The sequence below is a fragment of the Streptomyces sp. NPDC007917 genome (assembly GCF_042959105.1).
In the GTDB taxonomy this organism is placed as follows: Bacteria; Actinomycetota; Actinomycetes; order Streptomycetales; family Streptomycetaceae; genus Streptomyces.
Window position 1 is genome coordinate 310,437 of the sequence record NZ_JBIBKK010000007.1, and the last position, 20,874, is coordinate 331,310.

At 70.5% G+C, this 20,874-nt stretch carries 17 protein-coding genes; 11 read left to right on the forward strand and 6 right to left on the reverse strand.

Features of this window, described 5'->3' with window-relative positions; genetic code table 11:
• Window positions 1-33 precede the first annotated feature (33 nt).
• Entirely contained in the window at window positions 34-1,701 is a 1,668-nt protein-coding gene (locus ACFZDL_RS16505; RefSeq protein WP_353593405.1) for a M4 family metallopeptidase, read from the forward strand.
• Between the two features lie 132 nt (window positions 1,702-1,833).
• On the forward strand, window positions 1,834-3,525 hold the full coding sequence (locus ACFZDL_RS16510) for a M4 family metallopeptidase (protein ID WP_353593404.1): 1,692 nt from the start codon (window positions 1,834-1,836) through the stop codon (window positions 3,523-3,525).
• Window positions 3,526-3,603: 78 nt separating this feature from the next.
• Here the strand turns inward: ACFZDL_RS16510 and ACFZDL_RS16515 are convergent, their stop codons facing one another.
• The 3 genes from ACFZDL_RS16515 to ACFZDL_RS16525 all read right to left on the reverse strand — a co-directional run bounded on the left by ACFZDL_RS16515 (window position 3,604) and on the right by ACFZDL_RS16525 (window position 5,696).
• The gene (locus ACFZDL_RS16515) at window positions 3,604-4,542 is read right to left on the reverse strand and encodes a MerR family transcriptional regulator (RefSeq protein ID WP_353593403.1); all 939 of its coding nucleotides are present in this window, start codon (window positions 4,540-4,542) and stop codon (window positions 3,604-3,606) included.
• Between the two features lie 41 nt (window positions 4,543-4,583).
• Window positions 4,584-4,991, reverse strand: a complete 408-nt coding sequence (locus ACFZDL_RS16520) for a hypothetical protein (protein ID WP_353593402.1) — start codon at window positions 4,989-4,991, stop codon at window positions 4,584-4,586.
• A gap of 336 nt (window positions 4,992-5,327) precedes the next feature.
• Window positions 5,328-5,696: a hypothetical protein gene (locus tag ACFZDL_RS16525; RefSeq protein WP_353593401.1), complete on the reverse strand. Its 369-nt coding sequence runs from the start codon at window positions 5,694-5,696 to the stop codon at window positions 5,328-5,330.
• A 349-nt stretch (window positions 5,697-6,045) separates the two neighbouring features.
• Here ACFZDL_RS16525 and ACFZDL_RS16530 point away from each other — a divergent pair, with 349 nt between their 5' ends.
• From ACFZDL_RS16530 to ACFZDL_RS16540, 3 genes are all read left to right on the forward strand, one after another.
• On the forward strand, window positions 6,046-7,041 hold the full coding sequence (locus ACFZDL_RS16530) for a helix-turn-helix transcriptional regulator (protein ID WP_353593400.1): 996 nt from the start codon (window positions 6,046-6,048) through the stop codon (window positions 7,039-7,041).
• A 15-nt stretch (window positions 7,042-7,056) separates the two neighbouring features.
• Window positions 7,057-7,617, forward strand: a complete 561-nt coding sequence (gene cyaB / locus ACFZDL_RS16535) for a class IV adenylate cyclase (RefSeq protein ID WP_353593399.1) — start codon at window positions 7,057-7,059, stop codon at window positions 7,615-7,617.
• A gap of 182 nt (window positions 7,618-7,799) precedes the next feature.
• Window positions 7,800-8,393, forward strand: a complete 594-nt coding sequence (locus ACFZDL_RS16540) for an SMI1/KNR4 family protein (RefSeq protein ID WP_353593398.1) — start codon at window positions 7,800-7,802, stop codon at window positions 8,391-8,393.
• A 58-nt stretch (window positions 8,394-8,451) separates the two neighbouring features.
• Here ACFZDL_RS16540 and ACFZDL_RS16545 read toward each other — a convergent pair whose 3' ends face one another.
• Window positions 8,452-9,129: a transposase gene (locus ACFZDL_RS16545; protein WP_353593397.1), complete on the reverse strand. Its 678-nt coding sequence runs from the start codon at window positions 9,127-9,129 to the stop codon at window positions 8,452-8,454.
• A 276-nt stretch (window positions 9,130-9,405) separates the two neighbouring features.
• Here ACFZDL_RS16545 and ACFZDL_RS16550 point away from each other — a divergent pair, with 276 nt between their 5' ends.
• The gene (locus tag ACFZDL_RS16550; RefSeq protein WP_353593396.1) at window positions 9,406-11,430 is read left to right on the forward strand and encodes a transposase; all 2,025 of its coding nucleotides are present in this window, start codon (window positions 9,406-9,408) and stop codon (window positions 11,428-11,430) included.
• A gap of 77 nt (window positions 11,431-11,507) precedes the next feature.
• Window positions 11,508-12,950: an FG-GAP-like repeat-containing protein gene (locus tag ACFZDL_RS16555; protein ID WP_353593395.1), complete on the forward strand. Its 1,443-nt coding sequence runs from the start codon at window positions 11,508-11,510 to the stop codon at window positions 12,948-12,950.
• 95 nt (window positions 12,951-13,045) lie between these two features.
• On the opposite strand, the gene ACFZDL_RS16560 is transcribed toward ACFZDL_RS16555, so the two are convergent.
• Both ACFZDL_RS16560 and ACFZDL_RS16565 read right to left on the reverse strand, forming a co-directional pair.
• Complete coding sequence (locus ACFZDL_RS16560) at window positions 13,046-14,017, reverse strand: aldo/keto reductase (RefSeq protein ID WP_353593394.1); 972 nt, start codon at window positions 14,015-14,017, stop codon at window positions 13,046-13,048.
• A 43-nt stretch (window positions 14,018-14,060) separates the two neighbouring features.
• Complete coding sequence (locus tag ACFZDL_RS16565; protein ID WP_353593393.1) at window positions 14,061-14,702, reverse strand: LysE family translocator; 642 nt, start codon at window positions 14,700-14,702, stop codon at window positions 14,061-14,063.
• Between the two features lie 129 nt (window positions 14,703-14,831).
• Between ACFZDL_RS16565 and ACFZDL_RS16570 the strand changes: the two genes are divergently transcribed.
• From ACFZDL_RS16570 to ACFZDL_RS16585, 4 genes are all read left to right on the forward strand, one after another.
• Window positions 14,832-16,478, forward strand: coding sequence for a histidine kinase (locus tag ACFZDL_RS16570; RefSeq protein WP_353593392.1), 1,647 nt, complete (start codon window positions 14,832-14,834; stop codon window positions 16,476-16,478).
• A gap of 192 nt (window positions 16,479-16,670) precedes the next feature.
• The gene (locus ACFZDL_RS16575; RefSeq protein ID WP_353593391.1) at window positions 16,671-18,587 is read left to right on the forward strand and encodes a rhamnogalacturonan lyase; all 1,917 of its coding nucleotides are present in this window, start codon (window positions 16,671-16,673) and stop codon (window positions 18,585-18,587) included.
• Window positions 18,588-18,680: 93 nt separating this feature from the next.
• Window positions 18,681-19,493 carry a pectate lyase gene (locus tag ACFZDL_RS16580; RefSeq protein ID WP_353593390.1) on the forward strand — a complete coding sequence of 271 codons (813 nt, stop codon included), beginning with the start codon at window positions 18,681-18,683 and terminating at the stop codon, window positions 19,491-19,493.
• Between the two features lie 128 nt (window positions 19,494-19,621).
• Entirely contained in the window at window positions 19,622-20,566 is a 945-nt protein-coding gene (locus tag ACFZDL_RS16585; RefSeq protein ID WP_353593389.1) for a helix-turn-helix transcriptional regulator, read from the forward strand.
• Window positions 20,567-20,874 lie beyond the last annotated feature (308 nt).

A 20,874-nucleotide genomic window follows, 5' to 3' on the forward strand; every position in this document is an offset into this window, starting at 1 on the left:
GGACCTGACCCCCCACAGCAATGAGGAGTTCGCGTGAGCAAGACCTCGAACACGCCCGTTTCCCCTGCCCGTAAGAAGCGCCGCACGGCGACCGCCACCGGAGCCGCCGTCGCGGCGGCTGCGCTGCTGGCCACCGGCGTCACCACGGGCCAGGCCGGCGCCGCCACCACGGACACCGACACCAAGGCGGGCGCGCGCCCCGCCCTCCTGACCGCCTCGGCCCGCGCGGAGCTGCTGCGCGACGCCAACGCCACCAAGGCCGCGACCGCCGAGGCGCTGGGCCTGGGCGCCAAGGAGAAGCTGGTCGTCAAGGACGTGGTGAAGGACGCCGACGGGACCGTCCACACCCGCTACGAGCGCACCTACGACGGACTGCCCGTCCTCGGCGGCGACCTGGTCGTCCACGAGTCGGCGGGCGGCGCGGTCAAGGGCGTCACCAAGGCCGTCAAGGCCGCCGTGACGGTCCCCTCCACGACCGCCAAGGTGGCCCCGGCCTCCGCCGAGCGGACCGCGGTGCGGCGCGCCCAGGCGGACGACGCCCGGCGGGCCGCGGCCGACGGCGCCCCGCGCAAGGTGATCTGGGCCGCCGGCGGCAACCCCGTCCTCGCGTTCGAGACCGTCGTCGGCGGCATACAGAAGGACGGCACCCCCAACCAGCTGCACGTCATCACCGACGCGAACACCGGCGCCAAGCTCTTCCAGTACCAGGGCATCGAGACAGGTAGCGGCACCAGCCAGTACAGCGGCTCGGTGGACCTCGGCACCGCCAAGGAAGGCAGCGGCTACACCCTGACCGACGCCGACCGCGGCGGCCACCGGACCACCGACCTCAAGGGCGGCGAGTCCGGCGAGGGTTCGGCGTTCACGGACGACGACGACAAGTGGGGCACCGGAAAGCCCGACGACGCGCAGACCGCGGCCGTCGACGCCCACTACGGCGCGGCCCTGACCTGGGACTACTACAAGAACGTGCACGGCCGCGACGGCATCGCGGGCGACGGCAAGGGCGCGTACTCCCGGGTGCACTACGGCCACGACTACGTCAACGCCTTCTGGGACGACAGCTGCTTCTGCATGACGTACGGCGACGGCCAGGGCGACAAGGCCCCTCTCACCTCGATCGACGTCGCGGCCCACGAGATGTCCCACGGCGTCACCTCGGCCACCGCCAACCTGCAGTACAGCGGCGAGTCGGGCGGCCTCAACGAGGGCACCTCGGACATCTTCGCCGCCGCCGTCGAGTTCAGCGCGAAGAACGACAGCGACCCCGGCGACTACCTGGTCGGCGAGAAGATCGACATCAACGGCGACGGCACCCCGCTGCGCTACATGGACAAGCCCAGCAAGGACGGCGACTCCGCCGACAACTGGTCCGACTCCGTGGGCGACTTGGACGTGCACCACTCCTCCGGCGTCGCCAACCACTTCTTCTACCTGCTGTCAGAGGGCAGCGGCGCCAAGGAGGTCGGCGGCGTCAAGTACGACAGCCCGACCGCCGACGGCTCGAAGGTCGAGGGCATCGGCCGCGACAAGGCCGAGAAGATCTGGTTCAAGGCGCTGACCACGTACTTCACCTCCACCACCGACTACCACGCCGCGCGCGAGGCGACGCTGAAGGCCGCGAGCGACCTCTACGGGGCGGACAGCGCCGAGTACAAAGGCGTGAACTCGGCGTGGGCCGGAGTGAACGTCAAGCCGTAAAAACGCATCAACTGAAGTAGCACCACATAGCCGGTGCCCGGGTCCCGTTCCCGGGCACCGTCATGTTTCCGCACTTTGTTCGTCCGGGTAGCCACTTCGGCGACCCGGCACCCCACAGCAACAGGAGACAACGTGACGCAAGGCTCGACCTCCGGCAGATCCGGCGCCTCCCGCATATCCCGCGCCACCGCGCACAAGCGCTCCCGTGCCGTCGCCGCCGCGGGGGCGGCAACGCTCGCCGGAGCCCTCATCGCCGCCGGCGCCACGGCCGGCACCGCGGGCGCGGCCACCCCGCCGCCCCCGCCGAGCGTGAAGGGCGCCCAGTCCCTCGCCCTCTCCCCGTCCGTCCGCGCCGAGCTGCTGCGCGAGGCCGCCGCCGCCACGCCCGGCACCGCCCGGTCCCTCGGCCTCGGCGCCAAGGAGAAGCTGGTCGTCCGGGACGTCATCAAGGACGCCGACGGCACCGTCCACACCCGCTACGAGCGCACCTACGACGGACTGCCCGTCCTCGGCGGCGACCTGGTCGTCCACGAGTCCCCGAGCGGCACGGTCGAGGAGGTCACCAAGGCCACCGACGCCAAGATCAAGGTCGCCGACACCAACGCCGCGATCGCCCCCTCCGGCGCCGAGCGCACCGCCGTACGCGCCGCGAAGGCCGAGGCCGGCGACAAGGCCGACACCTCCGCCACCCCCCGCAAGGTCATCTGGGCCGCCGACGGCAAGCCCGTCCTGGCGTACGAGACCGTCGTCGGCGGCTTCCAGGACGACGGCACCCCCAGCAAGCTGCACGTCATCACCGACGCCGACACCGGCAAGAAGCTGTACCAGTTCCAGGCCGTCCAGAACGGCACCGGCAACGGCCAGCACAACGGCAAGGTCACCGTCGGCAGCACCAAGAGCGGCACGCAGTACCTGCTCAAGGACACCGCGCGCGGCGGCCACATGACCTACAACCTCAAGCACGCCGAGGAGGGCAAGGGGTCGAAGTTCCTGGACGCCGACGACGTCTGGGGCAACGGCAAGCCGACCATCGCGCAGACCGCCGCCGTCGACGCCCACTACGGCGCGGCCAAGACCTGGGACTACTACAAGAAGGTCCTGGGCCGCAACGGCATCCAGAACAACGGCAAGGCCGCCTACTCGCGCGTCCACTTCGGCAATGAGTACGTCAACGCCTTCTGGGACGACGACTGCTTCTGCATGACGTACGGCGACGGCGAAGGCAACAAGAAGCCGCTCACCCAGCTCGACGTCGCCGGCCACGAGATGAGCCACGGCCTGACCGCCGCGACCGCGAAGCTCGAGTACAGCGGTGAGGCGGGCGGCCTCAACGAGGCCACCTCCGACATCTTCGGCACGGCCGTCGAGTTCTACGCCAAGAACCCGAACGACCCCGGCGACTACCTCATGGGCGAGAAGATCGACATCAACGGGGACGGCACCCCGCTGCGCTACATGGACAAGCCCAGCAAGGACGGCCTGTCCTACGACTACTGGTCCAGCAGCATCGCCGAGGACGACCCGCACTTCACCTCCGGGCCCGCCAACCACTTCTTCTACCTGCTCTCCGAGGGCAGCGGCCGCAAGGTCATCAACGGCGTGACCTACGACAGCCCGACCAAGGACGGCCGCACCGTCACGGGCATCGGGCGCGCCAAGGCCGAGAAGATCTGGTACAAGGCGCTGACCACGTACATGACCTCGACCACCAACTACGCCAAGGCGCGCACCGCGACGCTCAAGGCGGCGAAGGACCTGTACGGCGGCACCAGCGCCGAGTACAAGGCGGTCAACAACGCCTGGGGCGGCATCAACGTGCGGTGACGCACTGAGGCCTGCGCCAACGGCCGGGCGGGCACACTGCCCGCCCGGCCGTCGGCACACACCGGGACTCACCCGCCATCAAGCAGCATCGGGCGTCCGGGCCCGCAGGGCGGCCCCGGCCCAGTCGAGCACCGGCGCCAGGCTCTCGGGCGCCGGCCAGCCGTTGACCCGCGCGAGCAGCCGGACGTACCGCTCCCGGCGCGGATCGTTGACGCTCTCCAGCCGGGCCAGCAGCCGGCGCCGGAGCGCGGCGTCATCCGAACCTCCGACGATCCCCGCGTACTGCCCCAGGAGCTCGTCGACAACCGGATCGGCCTGCCGCGACGCCGGATCGACCCCGGCCGCCACCACCGGCCCGACCCGCTCCCGCACCACCGCGACAACATCGCGCCGAGGCGCGCCCCCTCGGGCCAGCTCCGCCCCGTGCTCCTCAGCCACCCGTCGCACCCCGGCCCGGAACTCCGGGTCCCGCGACAGCTCAGCCAACTCCACCCAGGCCCGTACCTGCTCCGCTTCCGGGTCCTCGGGCAGCTCGGGCGTCATCGAGCGCCGCGCCGCCGCGAACTCCGCGCTCCCGTCCAGGCCACCGAAGACGGCGTCCAGAAACTCCCCGATCAGGCTCCGGCGCTCGCCCTCAGACAGCCTGGCCAACATATGCATGACTTCCATCTCCTCCGGGCTCGCCCCGCGCTCCGCCACCGCCGTCAACACCGCCCGCCGCAGCCGCAACGTCTCGATCCGCACCGCCAGCGCCTCCGCATGCGCCGCCGCGACCTCCGCCAGCGACAGCTCCCGCTCCACGACCTTCCGGACCGTCGCCAGGTCCAGCCCCAGCTCCCGCAGCGTCCGCACCAGCTCAAGCCGCGCGACGGCCTCGGCACCGTACAGCCGGTATCCGGCCGGACTGCGGCCCGCCGGCGCCACGATCCCGCGATCGGAGTAGAACCGAATGGTCTTCACCGTGAGCCCGGTCCGCCGGGCCAGCTGCCCGATCGAGTAAAGCGCGCCGCCGTCCATGCCCCCACCTTCGCGTCTCCCCCTACGGGAGACTCAACCCCCTACCGCTGCGGACACCGGATCTCCGGCCGCGCCCGGTGCGGGCTGCATGCGATCAGGCACACGGACAGAAACCGCTGCCCCACGAGATACCAGCCCCCAGCGACATCTTCCCCACTCGCAGCCGACTCGACAGCGCGGGCCACTCTGGCAGCGAGCCGCATCTCGTCCCGATCGTGCACCGAGACGAACGACGCGGCGTGGGCACGGGCCTGCTGCCCGAACCACTCGGCCGCCTCTTTCGGCTCGGTCCAGGTCCCCTGGATGAAGGAGGGCGGCTTGAGCAGCCAGTGCGCCAGCTCCAACGGGACGACCCTGCTTGAGGTGAACTCGGGGTGCAGCGGGCGCCTGGGACCGTCCTTGAGCAGGTCGTGCCCGGAGCCGAGCCAGATGTAGCCGTGGTGGTGCATGCCGTGCCCTCGCCGATCGGGGGCAGCCCCCAGGTGGATGGGGACTGCCCGACCTCTTACGTGTCACTGACGGCCGCAGCCGTCACCGTCGCCACAACCGCCCTGCTGACCGCCCTCGGTCGGCCCGTCGTCCTCCGGGTCCTGCCGGAGCACGGCCTTGAATCCGCGTAAGCGCATCGGGACAATTCCCTTCTGTGCTGTCAGCGCGGGGCTCTCCCCACGCCGTCGTGCACGTGCACCCGTTCCGGGCTGGGCTCGACCTGCCAGGGCTCCGGTCCAGCCGGGACGGGGGTCTTTGAGACGGCTCACCGAGCGGTGGCCCCTCCGATCTGCCAGTCAGTCACGACGACTCCCAGCACTTCCAGACGCTGGACCCTCGTCCGCAATGCCTTCCGGCTCCTCCGGGCCGCCGCCTTCCCCGTGCGCGGGCAGACGCCCGCCCCTGCTCTCGGCGACCCGCAGTACGTCGCGCAACGACTCACACAGCCGATCCGCCAGGAACCGCAGTTCCCTCACATCGGCCTTACGGCCCTCAAGCAGCACACGGGCATGACCGAGAAGTTCCCGCCCCATCGCCACCTGCAGCGCCTCGATCTCGTCCGCACGTCGGCTCAGACGGCTGTTCCCGTCGTCCGACGCCAGATAACACGGCTTGCCGTCCGGGTCCGACCACGGCAGCAAGCGCAGACCGGTCATCGCGCTCATCCGGACACCTCCACGCCATGGATCACCCGAGGCCCGAAATCGACGCCATGGACCGCGAGCCACAACGCCCGCCGCCGCGCCCGCAACCGCTGTTCCTCCCGCTCGTGCGCCACGAAGTACGGACGCACCAGGGCAGGCGCCCTGCCGTCCAACGACGGAGCGGCCGGACGGAGATGGACGGTCGCAGAGTCCGAGTCCCCTACGACGGGCCGTGAGACGGCCGTACGCGGCGCGGGAGGTACCGTCCCGGCCCGGTGACGGCCGGACGGCCGTAAGGCGAGAAGCGCACTCGCCCATGCGAAGAACCACCCCGTAGGGTTGCTCATGTTCATCAGCTCCTCTGAAGCTGGTGGGCCACGCCCCCGGACGCAGCCACGTCGCGGGGGTCTTTCTCATCAGGACAGGATTCGGCGATGAGCGGCGCAGGATCGATACCCGGGCGGTAATCTCACCGTGGGATAACTTCTCGTCCCGCGGCGAACTGGGGGGGATCATGTCCACAACACTCGCAGCGATCGAACTGCCTGAGTGGGCTTGGCAACGGGCCGAAGCGCGCAAGGCTCTGCGTGCGCGCGACATGGGCGCGGTGTTTCGCCACGTCCAGCAATATGGCGGAGTAAGTCAGGCCAGGATTGCGACGGCTGTAGCCATGACTCAGGCACGGGTGAACGAGATTATCAACGGCAGGAGAGAAGTCACTCGGCTGGACGTTTTCGAGCGCATCGCGGCCGGGCTGAACATGCCGGATGGCGCTCGGCATTTGATGGGCCTTGCGGCGGCACATGACGCGCGAAACGGCGGCAAGACGTTCGACTTGTCGGATTTTCCAGAGGTCGTACAAGTGTACGCCCAGCAGACTGCCGCCTCGGAGGACATCAAGCAGCTCGCGGCATCGGCCGAAGAATTGGACGTGCTGGCCGTTCGCGGTCTTGGTCTCATCGGGTTGAAAGACTCTCTTCTTCGTTCATCTCTCGCTCGACCAGCAGAACAGCAAGGCCCCCGTGTTCGCATTTTGCTACTCGATCCCGAATCCCCAGCGCTGGCCGTCCGTGCAGCGGAGATTGGCGAATCGCCTGAATCGCTAGCGGCAGGGGTCATACTTTCCGAAACGCGACTCCGTGAACTTTCGGGTGTCTGTGATCTTCAGGTGTATCGCTACGACATGCACCCAACCTGGCGCGTAATTCGAGTGGATGACACCATGTTTGTTTCGACGTTCGATGCCGATTGGGAGGGGCATGAGTCAGCTACATATAAAGTCATGGAGGCGCCACAGGGCCCACTGTATCGAGGGTTCCAGCGAATGTTCGAGGCCATGCTCAAAGAAGGAGTTCGCGTTGCATGAGTGGAGGAGTGAAAATTGATCGAGGCTGAGCTGAAAGCGCGAGTGCGAGATCCCGAATCCGTAATGATGCAGCTTGATCAGCGGGCAGAGGCAATCGCCGAGCTGTATCGAGATACCTACTACGACGTCCCCTCGGGCGATCTTGGGGCACAGGACCGAGAATTGAGGGTTCGGACAATTCAGGGGGAGGGTTCGCCCCGCTCTGTGCTCACCTATAAGGGCCCTCGAATCGACGAAGCATCCGGGTCGAAGCCGGAACACGAAACACGAGTGGACGACCCGGAAGCTGTTGACGCCATACTTCGCGGACTCGGATTCTCTCCCGTTACCGCATTTCAGAAGCGCTGTCGAAACTACCACTTCAGCGCCCATGGTCGCCGCGTGCTTGCCACTCTTGTTCAAGTGCCGGAGATCGAAGGTACGTTCCTGGAAGTGGAGACCCTCGTTCGAGAGGAAGGTGAACTACCGGCCGCGCTCAATGACGTCCGTATGATCATGACTGAGCTCGGTATTCATGAAAGTGACCTCACGACAGAGCTCTACACTGACGCTGTTGCGGCTTACCGCGCATCCTGACTTTACCAAGTGCTGTGTCCTGGGTGCCCATCAGCGGCCCCTGGTGCGCAGCCGAGAGGCATGGGCTTGCGGTGAGTTTGAGACGGCGACACGCCGAAGCGACGGCGTGTCGCCGTCTCAAACTCACCGCACATGCGCGGGGCCGCCACGACGGGCGGCATGTGAGAAGACGGAGCAGGTCAGTGGGCGGAAACGACTCGGTGGCGGCGCTGGCGCCGCTCATACCGGTGGCGGGCGGCGTGGACGAGAGGATCGACTGGAGCGAGGTCGAGGGGATCTGGGGGAGACGGTTTCCCTCGGACTACGTCCGCTTCATGGAGGTGTATGGGGCGGGGCTGGTCAGCGGGGAGATCGTGATGCTGCTGCCGGTGCCGCGGCCCGGCACGTACACGGACGGGACGGGTCTGGGGGACGAGACCGAGAACGCCCGCCTCACCTGGGAGATGTGCGGGGACGATGTCGACTTCGAGGTGGACCCCGGGTCCATCGTGGCGTGGGGCGTCACCACGGGCGCGGACATTTACTGCTGGCTGACCACGGACGAGGACCCGGACAAGTGGCCGGTGCTGGTGTGCGGGCGGCACACCAGTCCGTCCTTCCAGGTGCACCCGTTCGGTATGGCCGAGTTCCTTCGGCGGCTCCTCGGCGACGCCGAGTTCCAGGAGGAGACGATCAGCGTGACGCTGCCGGAGGAAGGGTCCTTCGTCAACTGGCGCGAGCAGCAGCGCCGCCTCGACGCGGATCTGAACCCGGCCACCGGGCGGCCCTGGTACTAAGAGATATCCCGTAATGCAAGGTCAGGCGCGCTTTGCTCTGGGCAGTTGCCGGTTGTCGTCAGCTGTTCATCTCTAGTTTCAGGTTGTGCAGGGCGGCAATTCCGGCGACGGTGTGGTTGATCCCTTCTCCTTTGCGGCGGCACTGGCGGAGGATCCGGTGGTCTTTGAGGCGCGCGATGGTGTGCTCGGCGACGGCGCGGCGCTTGCGGAAACGCCGATGGGCCCGGTCCTTGATGATCTTCCGGTCAGGCCCGCGCCGGGGCGAGCGGATCCGCTCGATCCCTTGATAGCCACCGTCACCTGACGGGCGGGGGTGATCGGGCAGGGTCTTGCCGACGGTCTCCCGGAAGACCACCACATCGTTGCGGTTGCCCGGCCAGGCGTCGCCGACCGCGACGATACGGCGGTCACGGGCCCGGCAGATGATCTGCACGTTCACGCTGCGCCGGTAGTTCTTCGACTTCTTCGTCTTCTTCTGGTCATGCACCGGAATGAGGGTGCCGTCCACCAGCCACAGCTCCCGCCGGTCGGCGGGCGGCGGGCCGAGCAGGGCGGCACGGTGCGGCGCGAGGTCGGCGGTGACCCGGTGCACGGTGGAGTCCGTGGTGGCGAACAGCGCGGCCAACTGCTTCATGGTGAGGTTCGTGCGGTAACCCAGGACGACCAGCAGCACCCGGTCGCCGAAGGCGAGTGACCAGGCTCGGCCGCACCCGCTGTCCGGGCGGCGCCGCCACAAGCGGTGATAAGGGCATGCAGTTGCGGCCCGGACAGCCCCGTCCACGCCTTCAAATGAGCTGAACGGCAGGTGGCGAGACGAAATTCCATACAACTGACCGTAACCCGAACAGACTTCATGACGTTATGCCTGACGCTGGTCCGGGAGAGGGGGGAGAGCATGGCGGGTCGATCATCGGCTGCTCCTGCTCCTGCTCCTGCTCCTGCTTCTGGGTCGGGCCGGCGGTTTCGGGGGCCGAACCGGGGTGAGGTGTGGCGGCGGGCGAAGAACGCGCCAGTGTCGGTGATCCGGCTGCCGCTGGTCGTCAGCGATCCGGATGCCCGCCGCCGGGTGGAGCAGTTGTTCTCGGCGATGTGGCAGATCAAACGCGCCCTGCAGCGTGACGCACGGGATGTGGTCGACGCCTACTGGGCCGGGGACGTGCGGCGCGAGAGGGGCGTGAAGGCGTGGCGGGCCGAGCTGGGTCTGTCCCGCACCGGGCTGGAGCGGCGCGCGTATCGGCATCTGGAGCGATCAGGCTGGTTGCGCGATCATGTGTCGAAGGCGCTGGTGATGCACCAGGCCGACGAGGTGTGGGCCGGGGTGTCCCGGCACCTGCACCCGGACGCCTCGGGGCGGCGGGCCGGGCGCCCGAGAACCGGGGCTTGGTGGGAGTACACCCGTATCCCGGGCCGGGCCCGCTCGCACACCACCGAGCGCAAGTGGGAGACCTTCCGCCTGCACGGCACCCTCGCCGGACACCTGGACACCTTCCGGCACCCCGCATTGTCCGACCACATCACCACCACCGCCCAGGCCGCCAGGCTCGCGCCGGGCATGCGGGTGCTGGCCCAGCCGCGCCGCATGCCCACCCCCGCCCGGCCCACCGGCCGCATCCCCACCGGTACCCTCGACGCCGCAGGCCGCCCCCGCGCGAGAGCGGCGACCTGGTTCGACCACACCGGACCGCTGACCGCCGTCTTCGCCGCAGGGCCCGCCGGACGCGGTGACATCGTCCTGCCGGTGCGGCTTGCGCAGGGCGCCGGACGCTGGCCCTACCTGCTGCACTACCTGAACGACCCGAGCCGGTGGCACAAGATCGACCTGGTGCGGCGGCGGGATCCGGCCGCCCCGGGCGGCTGGGCCTATGAGGCCCACCTGATGGTCCTGGCCCCCGGTTACGTCTCCGCGGCCACCCGTGCCCGGCGCCGGCAGGCCGCCGCCCTCCAGCGTGTCGGCAGGGTGGACGGCAACGTCTCCAACCTCGCCGTCGTCTCCCTCCCCACCACGCTCGACTCCGATGACGGCGGCGTGAACTCCGACCGGATCACCCTGACCGAGCAGGAACAACACGCCTGGGCCACAGCGCGCAAGAAGGCCCGGGGACGCCAGCGCGCACTGGACCGCTCCCGGCGCGCCACCAACCCCCAGCAGTACCAGCGCTCCCGGCGCCAGAAGGCCCGCGACGAACGCCGACAGGCAGCAGGCCTGCCCCCGAAGGCCGTCACCATCCCCGCCGGACCCCGGCGCACCACCACGGCCGGAAAACCCCGGCAGGCCTACCACCGCGACACGCTCAGCACCGGCTACCGGAATCTGCGGGCCCGTCACACTGCCGCGGCCGCGAGCGCGGCCGAAGCCTCCCACCACCGTGCGAAGAAGATCGCCGCTGCTCTGGTCGCCTCCCACGGCCCGAACCTGACCATCGAGGACTGCGACATCCGCACCTGGTTCCGCCTGTGGGGACGTGCCTGCTCCGCCACCACCCCCGGACAGCTGATCGCCGCACTCGCCACCGAGTGCACGGCCACCGGCGGACGCCTCCTGCGCGCCTCGACCTTCACCACCGCCCTGTCCCAGCACTGCCTGTGCGGCCGACACGCACCCAAATCCCTGCACCAGCGCACCCATCACTGCGACCCGGCCGACGGCGGCTGCGGGCTGCGCGGGGACCGGGACCTAGTCTCCGCTGCCCTGGCGGCCTTCACCACCCTCACCGACCCCGACGACCCCACCACCGCCCGCCTCGACCACGCCCGCGCCCGCACCGCCCAGATCCTCTTCACCCCAGGGCTGCAAGAAGCCCTGACCGAGTCAACCGCACCGATGTCCGCGCCCTCGGGCCGGACCCGCGCGGCAGCCGATCCCCGTGGGAAGACCCTTCCCCGGCAGCGGACGGCCTCTGCTCGGCGCAACGCCGGACCCTGCACCGTGGCAACCCCGGATGAGACCCGACCCGCAACCGAGCGGCCCAAGGCCCACGCCGGAACGACACGACCGCACACCGGCCGCCCCCGTACACACATACGGGATAAGTCTTAGGCACAACTTTTCACCGGGCTCGACGGTCAAGGTGAACGACTGCCGTACACAGGCCCAACTGCCGGTGCCGTAGCGCTGTGGCCGATGGGCGAACCGAGGTACTGGAGAAGACCTGGATGTCCCGCCCCGCCCACCGCCGGCCCGCCGCCGTGGCCGCCGTCCTGCTGACCACCTCCCTGGCGGTGTCCGGCGGCCTCGCCACGCCGGCCGCCGCCAAGAGCGCGCGGCCCGCCGTCGACTTCAACGGTGACGGCTACGCGGACCTCGCCGTCTCCGCGCCCGGCGGCACCGTCTCCGGCTTCTCGGAGGCGGGCTACATATCGGTGCTGTACGGCTCCGCTGCCGGTGTGGACACCGCGCATCCGAAGCTGATCACGCGGGCGACCGAGGGCGTGCCGGGGGGCGTCGAGGCGTACGGCGCCTTCGGCCGCACCACGGCCGCCGATGACCTCGACGGCGACGGTTACACGGACCTCGTCGTGGGCGACTTCTCCGCCCCGGCGGTGCTCTGGGGCTCCGCGAAGGGCCTGCGCACGGGCAGCGCGCTCCCCGGGCCCGCCGCCACCGTGGCGGCGGGCGACATCAACGGCGACGGCCACGCCGACCTCGTGACCAGGAACGACCAGGGCCTGGAGCTGCGCTACGGCCCCTTCTCCCGCGCCGGAGTGCCCGCCTCCACCCAGACGCTCCCCTTCGAGGACGGGGACCATCCCAAGGCCATCGCCGTGGGCGACATGACGGGCGACGGCGCGGACGACATCGTCACGACGCACAGTTTCGACGACGTGCCGGGCAAGTCCCGCTTCTGGGCCGGTGGGAAGGACGGGCTCAGCCACACCTCCAGGACCACCGGCCACTCCACGACGGGCGGGGTCGTCGCCGACGTGGACAAGGACGGCTACGGCGACCTCATCGCCCCGCAGGTCGACCAGGGCTCGGAGGACCGCGACTCCGACGCCGGCACGCTCCGGGTCGTCTACGGCTCGGCGTCCGGTCCCGCCACCCGTACGGCGAAGATCACCCAGGACACGCCGGGCGTCCCGGGCACGAGCGAGGCGGGCGACCACGACGTCAACTCCGGCGACATGTTCGGCTACTCCCTGGCCGCCGGCGACGTCACCGGCGACGGCTACCCGGACATCGCCGTGGGCGTGCCCGGCGAGGACATCGGCACGGTCCGCGACACGGGCGCCGTCGTCCTGCTCAGGGGCAGCGCGGCGGGCCTCACCGGCAAGGGCGCGCAGGCCTTCCACCAATCGACGTCGGGCGTGCCCGGCGTCTCCGAGGAGGGCGACTACTTCGGCCGGGCGGTGCTCCTCGCCGACGTCAACGCCGACCACCGCGCCGATCTGGCGACGGCCACCCCCTACGAGGACGGCCGCTACGCCGACTCGGGAGCCGTGTGGGTCCTGCGCGGCTCGAGGTCGGGCCTGACCACCGGCGACATCGCCTCCTTCGGCCCCCGCGTGCTGGGCGCGCCCGAGAAGGAGGCCCGGTTCGGGGACGGCCTCGCGCGGTAGGAGGACGCCCGGCGGCAGCAGGACGCCCGCCCTCCCGACCGTACCGCCGCATCGCGGGGCGGGCCGTGACGGCGGGCGGGCGGCTCGGCTGCGGCTCAGCTGTAGAAGTTGCGCTGCCAGCGGTGGTTGGCGAGGGTGGCGAGCTGGTCGGCGGTCAGCGTGCGGCCGTCGCTCAGGGCGGTGTTGCGCTCGACGTTGCGTACGGTGCGCATGCCGGGGATGACGGTGGACACCGCCGGGGAGCTGAGCACGAACCGCAGCGCGGTCTCCGCCATCTCGTCGGGGGTGATGCCGAGGTCGGAGACGATCGCGGACACCCGCTGTTCGACCTGGGCCGGGCGGTCGTCGCGGAAGTAGCGGTTGCGGAAGTCGCCCTCGGGGAACGTCGAGCCGGCGGTGATGCGGCCGGTGAGACCGCCCTCGTCGAGCGCCACCCGCACGATGACACCGACGCCGTGCTCCACGCAGGCCGGCAGCAGCGCTTCGGCGGGCGACTGGTCGAAGATGTTGTAGATGACCTGCACGCTGTCCACGGCGCCGCTCTCGATGAGCGCGAGGGCGTTGTCGGGCTCGTGGTCGTTGATGGAGACGCCGAACAGGCGGATCTTGCCCTCCCGCTTGAGCTCGGTGATCGTCTCCAGCCAGTCGCCGCGGCCGACCCACTCGTCGCTCCAGACGTGGAACTGGAGGACGTCGAAGTGGTCCAGGCCGCTGACGCGCAGGCTGGTCTCCAGGCTTTCGCGGATGTGCGCGCCGGGGAAGGTGTCGGCCGGGTCCAGGCCGTCGGGGGCCGGCCAGACGCGGTTCTTCGGGGGGACCTTGGTGGCGACCAGCACCTCGTCGCCGGAGGCGGCCCGCTCGCGGACGACCCGGCCGACGATCCGCTCGCTCTCGCCGTAGCCCCGGGCGGTGTCGATGAAGTTCACACCGAGGTCGATGGCGCGGTGCAGGGCGCGTACGGACTCGTCCTCGGTGGAACCCACCCAGTTGGACTCTCCGATGCCCCAGGCGCCGTAGCCGATCTCGGACACGGTCAGTTCACTGCGGCCCAGTTCGCGGTAGTGCACCTTTTTCCTCAATCCTTCCGTCGGGGTCCTGCTGCTCGGGGTCCTAGTCCTTGCGGCCGGTCGCGGCGACGGTGACGCCGAGACCGATCATGGCGAGCCCGCCGACCCCGCCGACCATGGACAGCCGCTGCGGTGAGCGGGCGAACCAGCCGCGCGCGGTGGCGGCGACCAGGCCCCAGAGGCTGTCGGAGGTCACGGCGATCATGTTGAAGACGAGGCCGAGCAGCAGCATCTGCAGGGCGACATGCCCCTGGTCGCGGTCGACGAACTGGGGCAGTACGGCGGCGAAGAAGACGATGGTCTTGGGGTTGGCCACACCGACCGCGAACCCCTCCCAGAACGTGCGCAGGGTGCCCTGCTGAGCCGGGCCGTCCCCGCTGAACGCGGCCCGCAGCGAGCCCCGCTGCCGCACCGCCTTGACCCCCAGGTACACCAGATACGCGGCGCCCACCAGTTTCAGCGCCGTGAAGACGAGCACCGAGCGCTCCACGACGGAGCCGACCCCCAGCGCCACGGCCACCACGAGCACATACGCGCCGACGGTGTTCCCCATGACGGTGGTCAGCGCGGCCCGGCGCCCCTGCGCCAGGGCCCGGCCGATCACGAACAGCACGCTGGGGCCGGGAATCACGATCAGCAGGAAGGACATGGCCGCGAAGGCGAGGAGGCGGTCGGTGGACACCATGGGGGCCATCCAAGCACGCCCGGTCCCCGCCCCGGCAGTCCTTTTCCGGGGGCGGGCCAGGCATCACTCGGGCCAGGCATCACTTTCGTCAGGGGCGCGCCGGGCCCCCCGCGGGGGATGCTGGGGCGCATGATCCGGTGGATACGACACGGTGGCGCCGCGCGAAGCGCCCTGCTCCTGTGGTCGGGGGCCTGCGCGCCCGTCCTGCTGAAGGCCACGTCGGCGAGCGGGCGCGAGCTGTGGTTGCTGCTGGCCGGGTTTCCGCTGCTGGCGGGCGCGGCCGCGCTGGGGCGGACCCGGCCGCTGGTGGGGCTGGCGGTCGCGGTGGGGCTGAGCCTGGGCCTCAACCTGGAGCTGTATACCTCCTCGTACTGGGCGGCGCTGGCGCTGTGGGGCTATCTCACGGGGCGGTGGACGGCGGGCGCGCGGCCCGCGCTGTGGTTCTTCGCGGCCTGCTCCCTGGCGGGCGCGCTGCTCGCCTGGGTGATGGACGCCGGGGTCTGGACCTGGTTCACCGCGCTGACCACGCTGCTGCTCAACGTCGTGGTGCCGTGGCTGCTGGGCCGCTACCGCCGCCAGTACGACCATCTGGTCCACGCCGGCTGGGAGCTCGCCGACCGGATGGAGCGGGAGCAGCGGGCCGTCGCCGACCGCGCGCGGCTGCGCGAGCGGTCCCGGATCGCCGGGGACATGCATGACTCGCTCGGCCACGACCTGGCCCTGATCGCGCTGCGCGCCGGCGCCCTGCAGGTCGATCCGGAGCTGAGCGACCGGCACCGGGCGGCGGCCGCCGAACTGCGGGAGGCGGCCGCGGCGGCCACCAGCCAGCTGCGGGACATCATCGGTGTGCTGCGGACCGGGGAGGACCCCGCCCCGACGGCCCCCGCCGACGAGGGCGTCGGCGCGCTGGTGGAGCGCGCGCAAGCCTCCGGGCTGGCAGTCGCGCTGGAGTACGGCCCCGAGTGCGGGGCCGGAGGCGGGCCCGGGGGCGAGTCCGGGTACGGGTCCGGGGGCGGAAACGACGGCAGCGCGGGCGAAGCACACCGTGAGAGCGCCCCTTCCCTGCCGCCCATGGCCGACCGGGCCGTCTACCGCGTGGTCCAGGAGGCGCTGACCAACGCCGCCAAGCACGCCCCGGGCGCGGCGGTCCGCGTCCAGCTGGCCCGGGACCCGGCGGCGGGCGAGATCGCGGTGTCCGTCGTCAACGGCCCGCGCCCGGCGGACGGTTCCCCGCCGGATCTGGCCTCGGGCGGCAACGGCCTGGTGGGCCTGGACGAACGGGTGCGGCTGGCCGGCGGGGTGCTGACCCACGGCCCGGCGCCCGACGGCGGGTTCGCGGTGTCGGCGCGGCTGCCGCTCACGGCCGGGGTCGCGCTCGTCGCCGAACCGGCCTCGGTCCCTCCCTCCACCTCGGCGCGGGAGCTGGCCCGCGCCCGGGAGCGAGTGCGGCGCAGGCTGGTGGAGTCGATCACGGTGCCGCTGGCCGTGACCGCCGGACTGGCGGTGCTGTGGGGCGGGTTCACCTTCTACACGCAGTACCACTCGGTGCTCGACCGGGGCACCTACGACCGTCTTGAGATCGGCGAGCCGCGCGCCGACGTCGAGTCGCGGATGCCGCCGTACACGATGGACGGGCCCCCGGACGGCATCGCCGCGCCGCCCCGCGGCTGGGATTGCGCTTACTACGGGGTGCGCCGGTACGACGGGCGTTCCGCGTATCGACTGTGCTTCGCGGACGAGCGACTGGTCGCCAAGGACGTGGTCACCAGCCGGTGATAGGGGCCGGGGGCAGCAGCCGGCAGGAGAGGGCGACAGCGAGAGCGCTTGCGGCGCGGAGTCCCCCGTCGAGGAATCCGGCGCGGAAATTCCACGGAAAGGGGCGGCAACCTTTCCGGCCAGAGCGGCGACCACACCCCGACACCCCCGCACCCCACACCCCCGCGTACTCCCCCACCCCCAGGAGGTCCCGTGGCACCCCCGCACGGTTCGCCCGCCCCCTCCGCCCGACGCCGGGCCAGACGCGTCGCGCTCGCCCTGGGCGCCGTCGGCGCGCTGCTCATCACCGGCCCGGCCGCCCTGTCGCACGCCGCCCCCGCCGCCCCCGCCCACAGCGCGCATCCCGGTGAGGCGACCCCCAAGGCCGCCATCCAGGCGGCGCAGCTGGAGAAGTTGGACCGCGGGCTGGTCAGCGTGCACACCGGCAACGACAACCTGGTCAGCTGGCGCTGGCTGGCCACCGACCCGGACGATGTCACGTTCAACCTCTACCGGGGCAGCGTCAAGGTCAACTCCTCGCCCATCACCACCACCAACTACCTCCACAAGGACGCCCCCAACAGCGCCGACTACACCGTCCGCGCGATCGTGGGCGGCACGGAGCAGCCCGCCTCGCCGAGCGCCATGCAGTTCCGCGCCGGCTACTACGACGTGCCGATCTCGCCCCCGTCCGGCGGCTCGGACTACACCTACGAGGCCAACGACGCCTCGGTGGGCGATCTGGACGGCGACGGCGACCTCGACATCGTGCTCAAGTGGCAGCCCACGAACGCCAAGGACAACTCGCAGTCAGGCGTCACCGGCAACACCATCGTCGACGGCTACACCCTGCAGGGGCAGCGGCTGTGGCGGATCGACCTGGGCCGCAACATCCGCTCCGGCGCCCACTACACCCAGTTCCAGGTGTACGACTACGACGGCGACGGCAAGGCCGAGGTCGCGATGAAGACCGCGGACGGCACGGTCGACGGCACCGGCAGGACCATCGGCAACGCCTCCGCCGACTACCGCAACTCCAGCGGCTATGTGCTGAGCGGCCCCGAGTTCCTGACCATGTTCAACGGGCAGACGGGCGCGGCGGTCTCCACCGTCGACTACGTCCCGCCGCGCGGCACGGTGTCCTCGTGGGGCGACTCGTACGGCAACCGCGTGGACCGCTTCCTGGCCGGCACCGCCTACCTCGACGGTTCGAAGCCCTCGCTGATCGAGGCGCGCGGCTACTACACCCGTACGGTGATCAGCGCCTGGAACTACAGCGGCGGGCAGCTCACCCGCAAGTGGACGTTCGACACCAACAGCTCCACCAACAGCGGCAAGGGCTACGACGGGCAGGGCAACCACGCCCTGGCGATCGGGGATGTGGACTCCGACGGCAGGGACGAGATCGTCTACGGCTCGATGGCCGTGGACGACAACGGCAATGGCCTGTGGACGAACAAGAACGGCCACGGTGACGCGGCCCACCTCGGCGACCTGGACCCGTCCCGGCCCGGTCTGGAGTACTTCAAGGTCGACGAGGACTCGTCCAAGCCCGGCTCGTACTTCGCCGACGCCAGGACCGGCCAGGTGCTGTGGTCCACCGCGTCCGGCGGCGACAACGGGCGCGGCGTGGCCGGGGACATCTGGGCGGGCAACGACGGCGCCGAGATGTGGTCCGCGAGGGACGACCAGATCCGTGACGAGGGCGGCGGCGCCAAGGGCCGCAAGCCGTCCTCGATCAACTTCCTGTCGTGGTGGGACGGCGATCCGGTGCGCGAGCTGCTGGACGGCACGCACATCGACAAGTACGGCACCTCCGCCGACACCCGGCTGTTGACCGGCTCCGGGGTGCACTCCAACAACGGCACCAAGGCCACCCCGTCGCTGTCCGGCGACATCCTCGGCGACTGGCGCGAGGAGGTGATCTGGCCGACCTCGGACAACAAGGCGCTGCGGATCTACTCCACGCCGTACGAGACCGACCGGAAGATCACCACGCTGCTGCACGACCGCCAGTACCGGACGGCCCTGGCCTGGCAGAACACCGCGTACAACCAGCCGCCGCACCCCAGTTTCTTCCTCGGGAACAAGATGGCGACCCCGCCGCGGCCGAAGATCGCCACCCCCTGAACGACCGTCCCCCGCACAGTTCCACCGGCACCACTCGCTCGATCAGTTCCATCCGGCACCCCCACGCATCACCGGAAACGAGGAGAGAGTGACATGGCAGTACCGGCACCGCGCACCAAGCATCTGAACAGGAAGCGGGCGATGGCCGGCCTCCTGGGCGCCGTCGCCCTCACCACGGGCGCCGTCACCACCGGTCTGACCCTCCCCGCCGCCTCCGCCGCCACCTGGCCCACCCCCAGCGGCACCCCCCAGGCGGTCACCAAGACCATCCCGGTCAGCGGGACCATGGACGGCGGCATGAAGCGCTACTACGGCTCCGGCGACCTGGGCTCCGGCGGCCAGAACGAGGACCAGGACCCGCTCTTCAAGCTCTCCGACGGGGCCACCCTCAAGAACGTCATCCTCGGCGCCCCGGCCGCCGACGGCGTCCACTGTGAGGGCAGCTGCACCCTGCAGAACGTCTGGTGGGAGGACGTCGGCGAGGACGCCGCCACCTTCCGGGGCAACGGCAAGACGTTCAACGTCATCGGCGGCGGCGCGCGCAAGGCCGCGGACAAGATCTTCCAGTTCAACGGCGGCGGCACGCTGAACATCTCCAACTTCGCCGGCCAGGACTTCTCCACCTTCGTCCGGTCCTGCGGCAACTGCTCGACGCAGTACAAGCGCACCATCAACGTGAGCAACTCGGAGATCACCGCGCCCGGCAAGGTCATCGGCGGGATCAACACCAACTACGGCGACTCCCTCACGCTGCGCTCGATCACCATCGTCGGCGACAGCAGCAAGAAGATCGTCCCGTGCCAGAAGTACATCGGGAACAACACGGGCGCCGAACCGACGAAGAACGGCAGCGGCCCCGACGGCACGTACTGCAAGTACTCCAGCTCGGACATCACCTACCGGTGAGCCGCGCACCGAGGTGACGGGCTGACCGGCAGCTGACCGGCCGGACCGGCAGGTGACCGGGCCGGCCCGGCGTGCCTGACCCCGACAGGGACAGGCACGCCGGGTCCGGTTGTCGGACACTGGGACCCGTGAACACAGACACACCACCTGCCGAGCTGGGGGACTTTCTGCGCACCCGCCGCGCCCGACTGCGGCCCGAGGACGTCGGGCTGGTCTCGTACGGGACCCGCCGCCGGGTGCCGGGGCTGCGCCGCGAGGAGCTGGCGCAGCTGGCCGGGGTGAGCGTCGCGTACTACACGCGGCTGGAGCAGGGCCAGTCGACGGGCGCCTCCGACGGCGTGCTCGACGCGATCGCCCGGGCGCTGCGGCTGAGCCCCGACGAACACGCGCATCTGCGCAATCTGGCCCGCCCGGCGCGGGCCGGGCGCCGTCCGGCGCCGCGCACCGAGACCGCCAGGCCGAGCACCCGGCTGCTGATCGAGGCCATGGCCGGGGTGCCCGCCCTGGTGCTGACCGCCCGGTTCGACGTACTGGCGTGGAACCCGCTGGGACACGCGCTGATCGCAGGCCATCTGGCCGCCGACGGCCCGCAGCGCCCCGCGGACCGCCCCAACACCCAGCGGCTGCTCTTCCTGGACCCGCACACCCGCGAGCTCTACCCCGACTGGGAGAACGAGGCGCCGCGCGCGGTCTCCGCGCTGCGGCTGGCGGCGGGCGAGTACCCGAACGACCGGCGGCTCGCGGAGCTGATCGGCGAGCTGACCATGAAGAGCAGCGAGTTCGCGACGCTGTGGTCACGCCACCCGGTGCGCAAATGCGCCTTCGGCGTCAAGTCCTTCCACCACCCTCTGGTCGGGCCGATGGAGCTGACCTTCGAGATGACGCGGCTGCCGGACTCCGCGGGCCAGTGCCTGATGATGTACGGGGCGGAACCGGGCTCCCCGTCGGAGGCGGCCCTGCGCCTGCTGGCGGCAAGCGTGGCGGCGACGCCGGCGGCACCGGCCTCGGGGTCGGGGTCGGCATCGGCATCGGCATCGGCATCGGCGAACCCCTCCTCCGCCCGCCGACCCTGACGCCCCCGACTCATCAGCCCCGTCAACTCCGCCAGGTTCGGCCGGAATTCAACCGCAGAGAAATCATCGGCCCCGCACGGTTCGTGTTTCACACACCGTGCGGGGCCGAGCGCGTTACGCACAGGAAGTTAACGGGAACCCGGATTGTCCCCCCGCGCCGCATGGGAAGGCTTTCCGAACACGCCCCCCATGGCCGACCCCATCCGCCCACCAGAGTGAACGCGGACAGGAGCTGTCATGCCCGCAACCCGCCGCAAGGCGGCACAACCGATACAAAGGACAAAAGCCGCCAAAACCCATACGCCCGC

Coding starts and splice junctions, on each gene's coding strand:
- ACFZDL_RS16515 (WP_353593403.1), bottom strand. CDS start 4,542: ATGGACGGCGGCGCGCTTTACTCGATCGGGCAGCTGGCCCGGCGGACC.
- ACFZDL_RS16520 (WP_353593402.1), bottom strand. CDS start 4,991: ATGCACCACCACGGCTACATCTGGCTCGGCTCCGGGCACGACCTGCTC.
- ACFZDL_RS16525 (WP_353593401.1), bottom strand. CDS start 5,696: ATGAGCGCGATGACCGGTCTGCGCTTGCTGCCGTGGTCGGACCCGGAC.
- ACFZDL_RS16565 (WP_353593393.1), bottom strand. CDS start 14,702: ATGGTGTCCACCGACCGCCTCCTCGCCTTCGCGGCCATGTCCTTCCTG.
- ACFZDL_RS16570 (WP_353593392.1), top strand. CDS start 14,832: ATGATCCGGTGGATACGACACGGTGGCGCCGCGCGAAGCGCCCTGCTC.
- ACFZDL_RS16580 (WP_353593390.1), top strand. CDS start 18,681: ATGGCAGTACCGGCACCGCGCACCAAGCATCTGAACAGGAAGCGGGCG.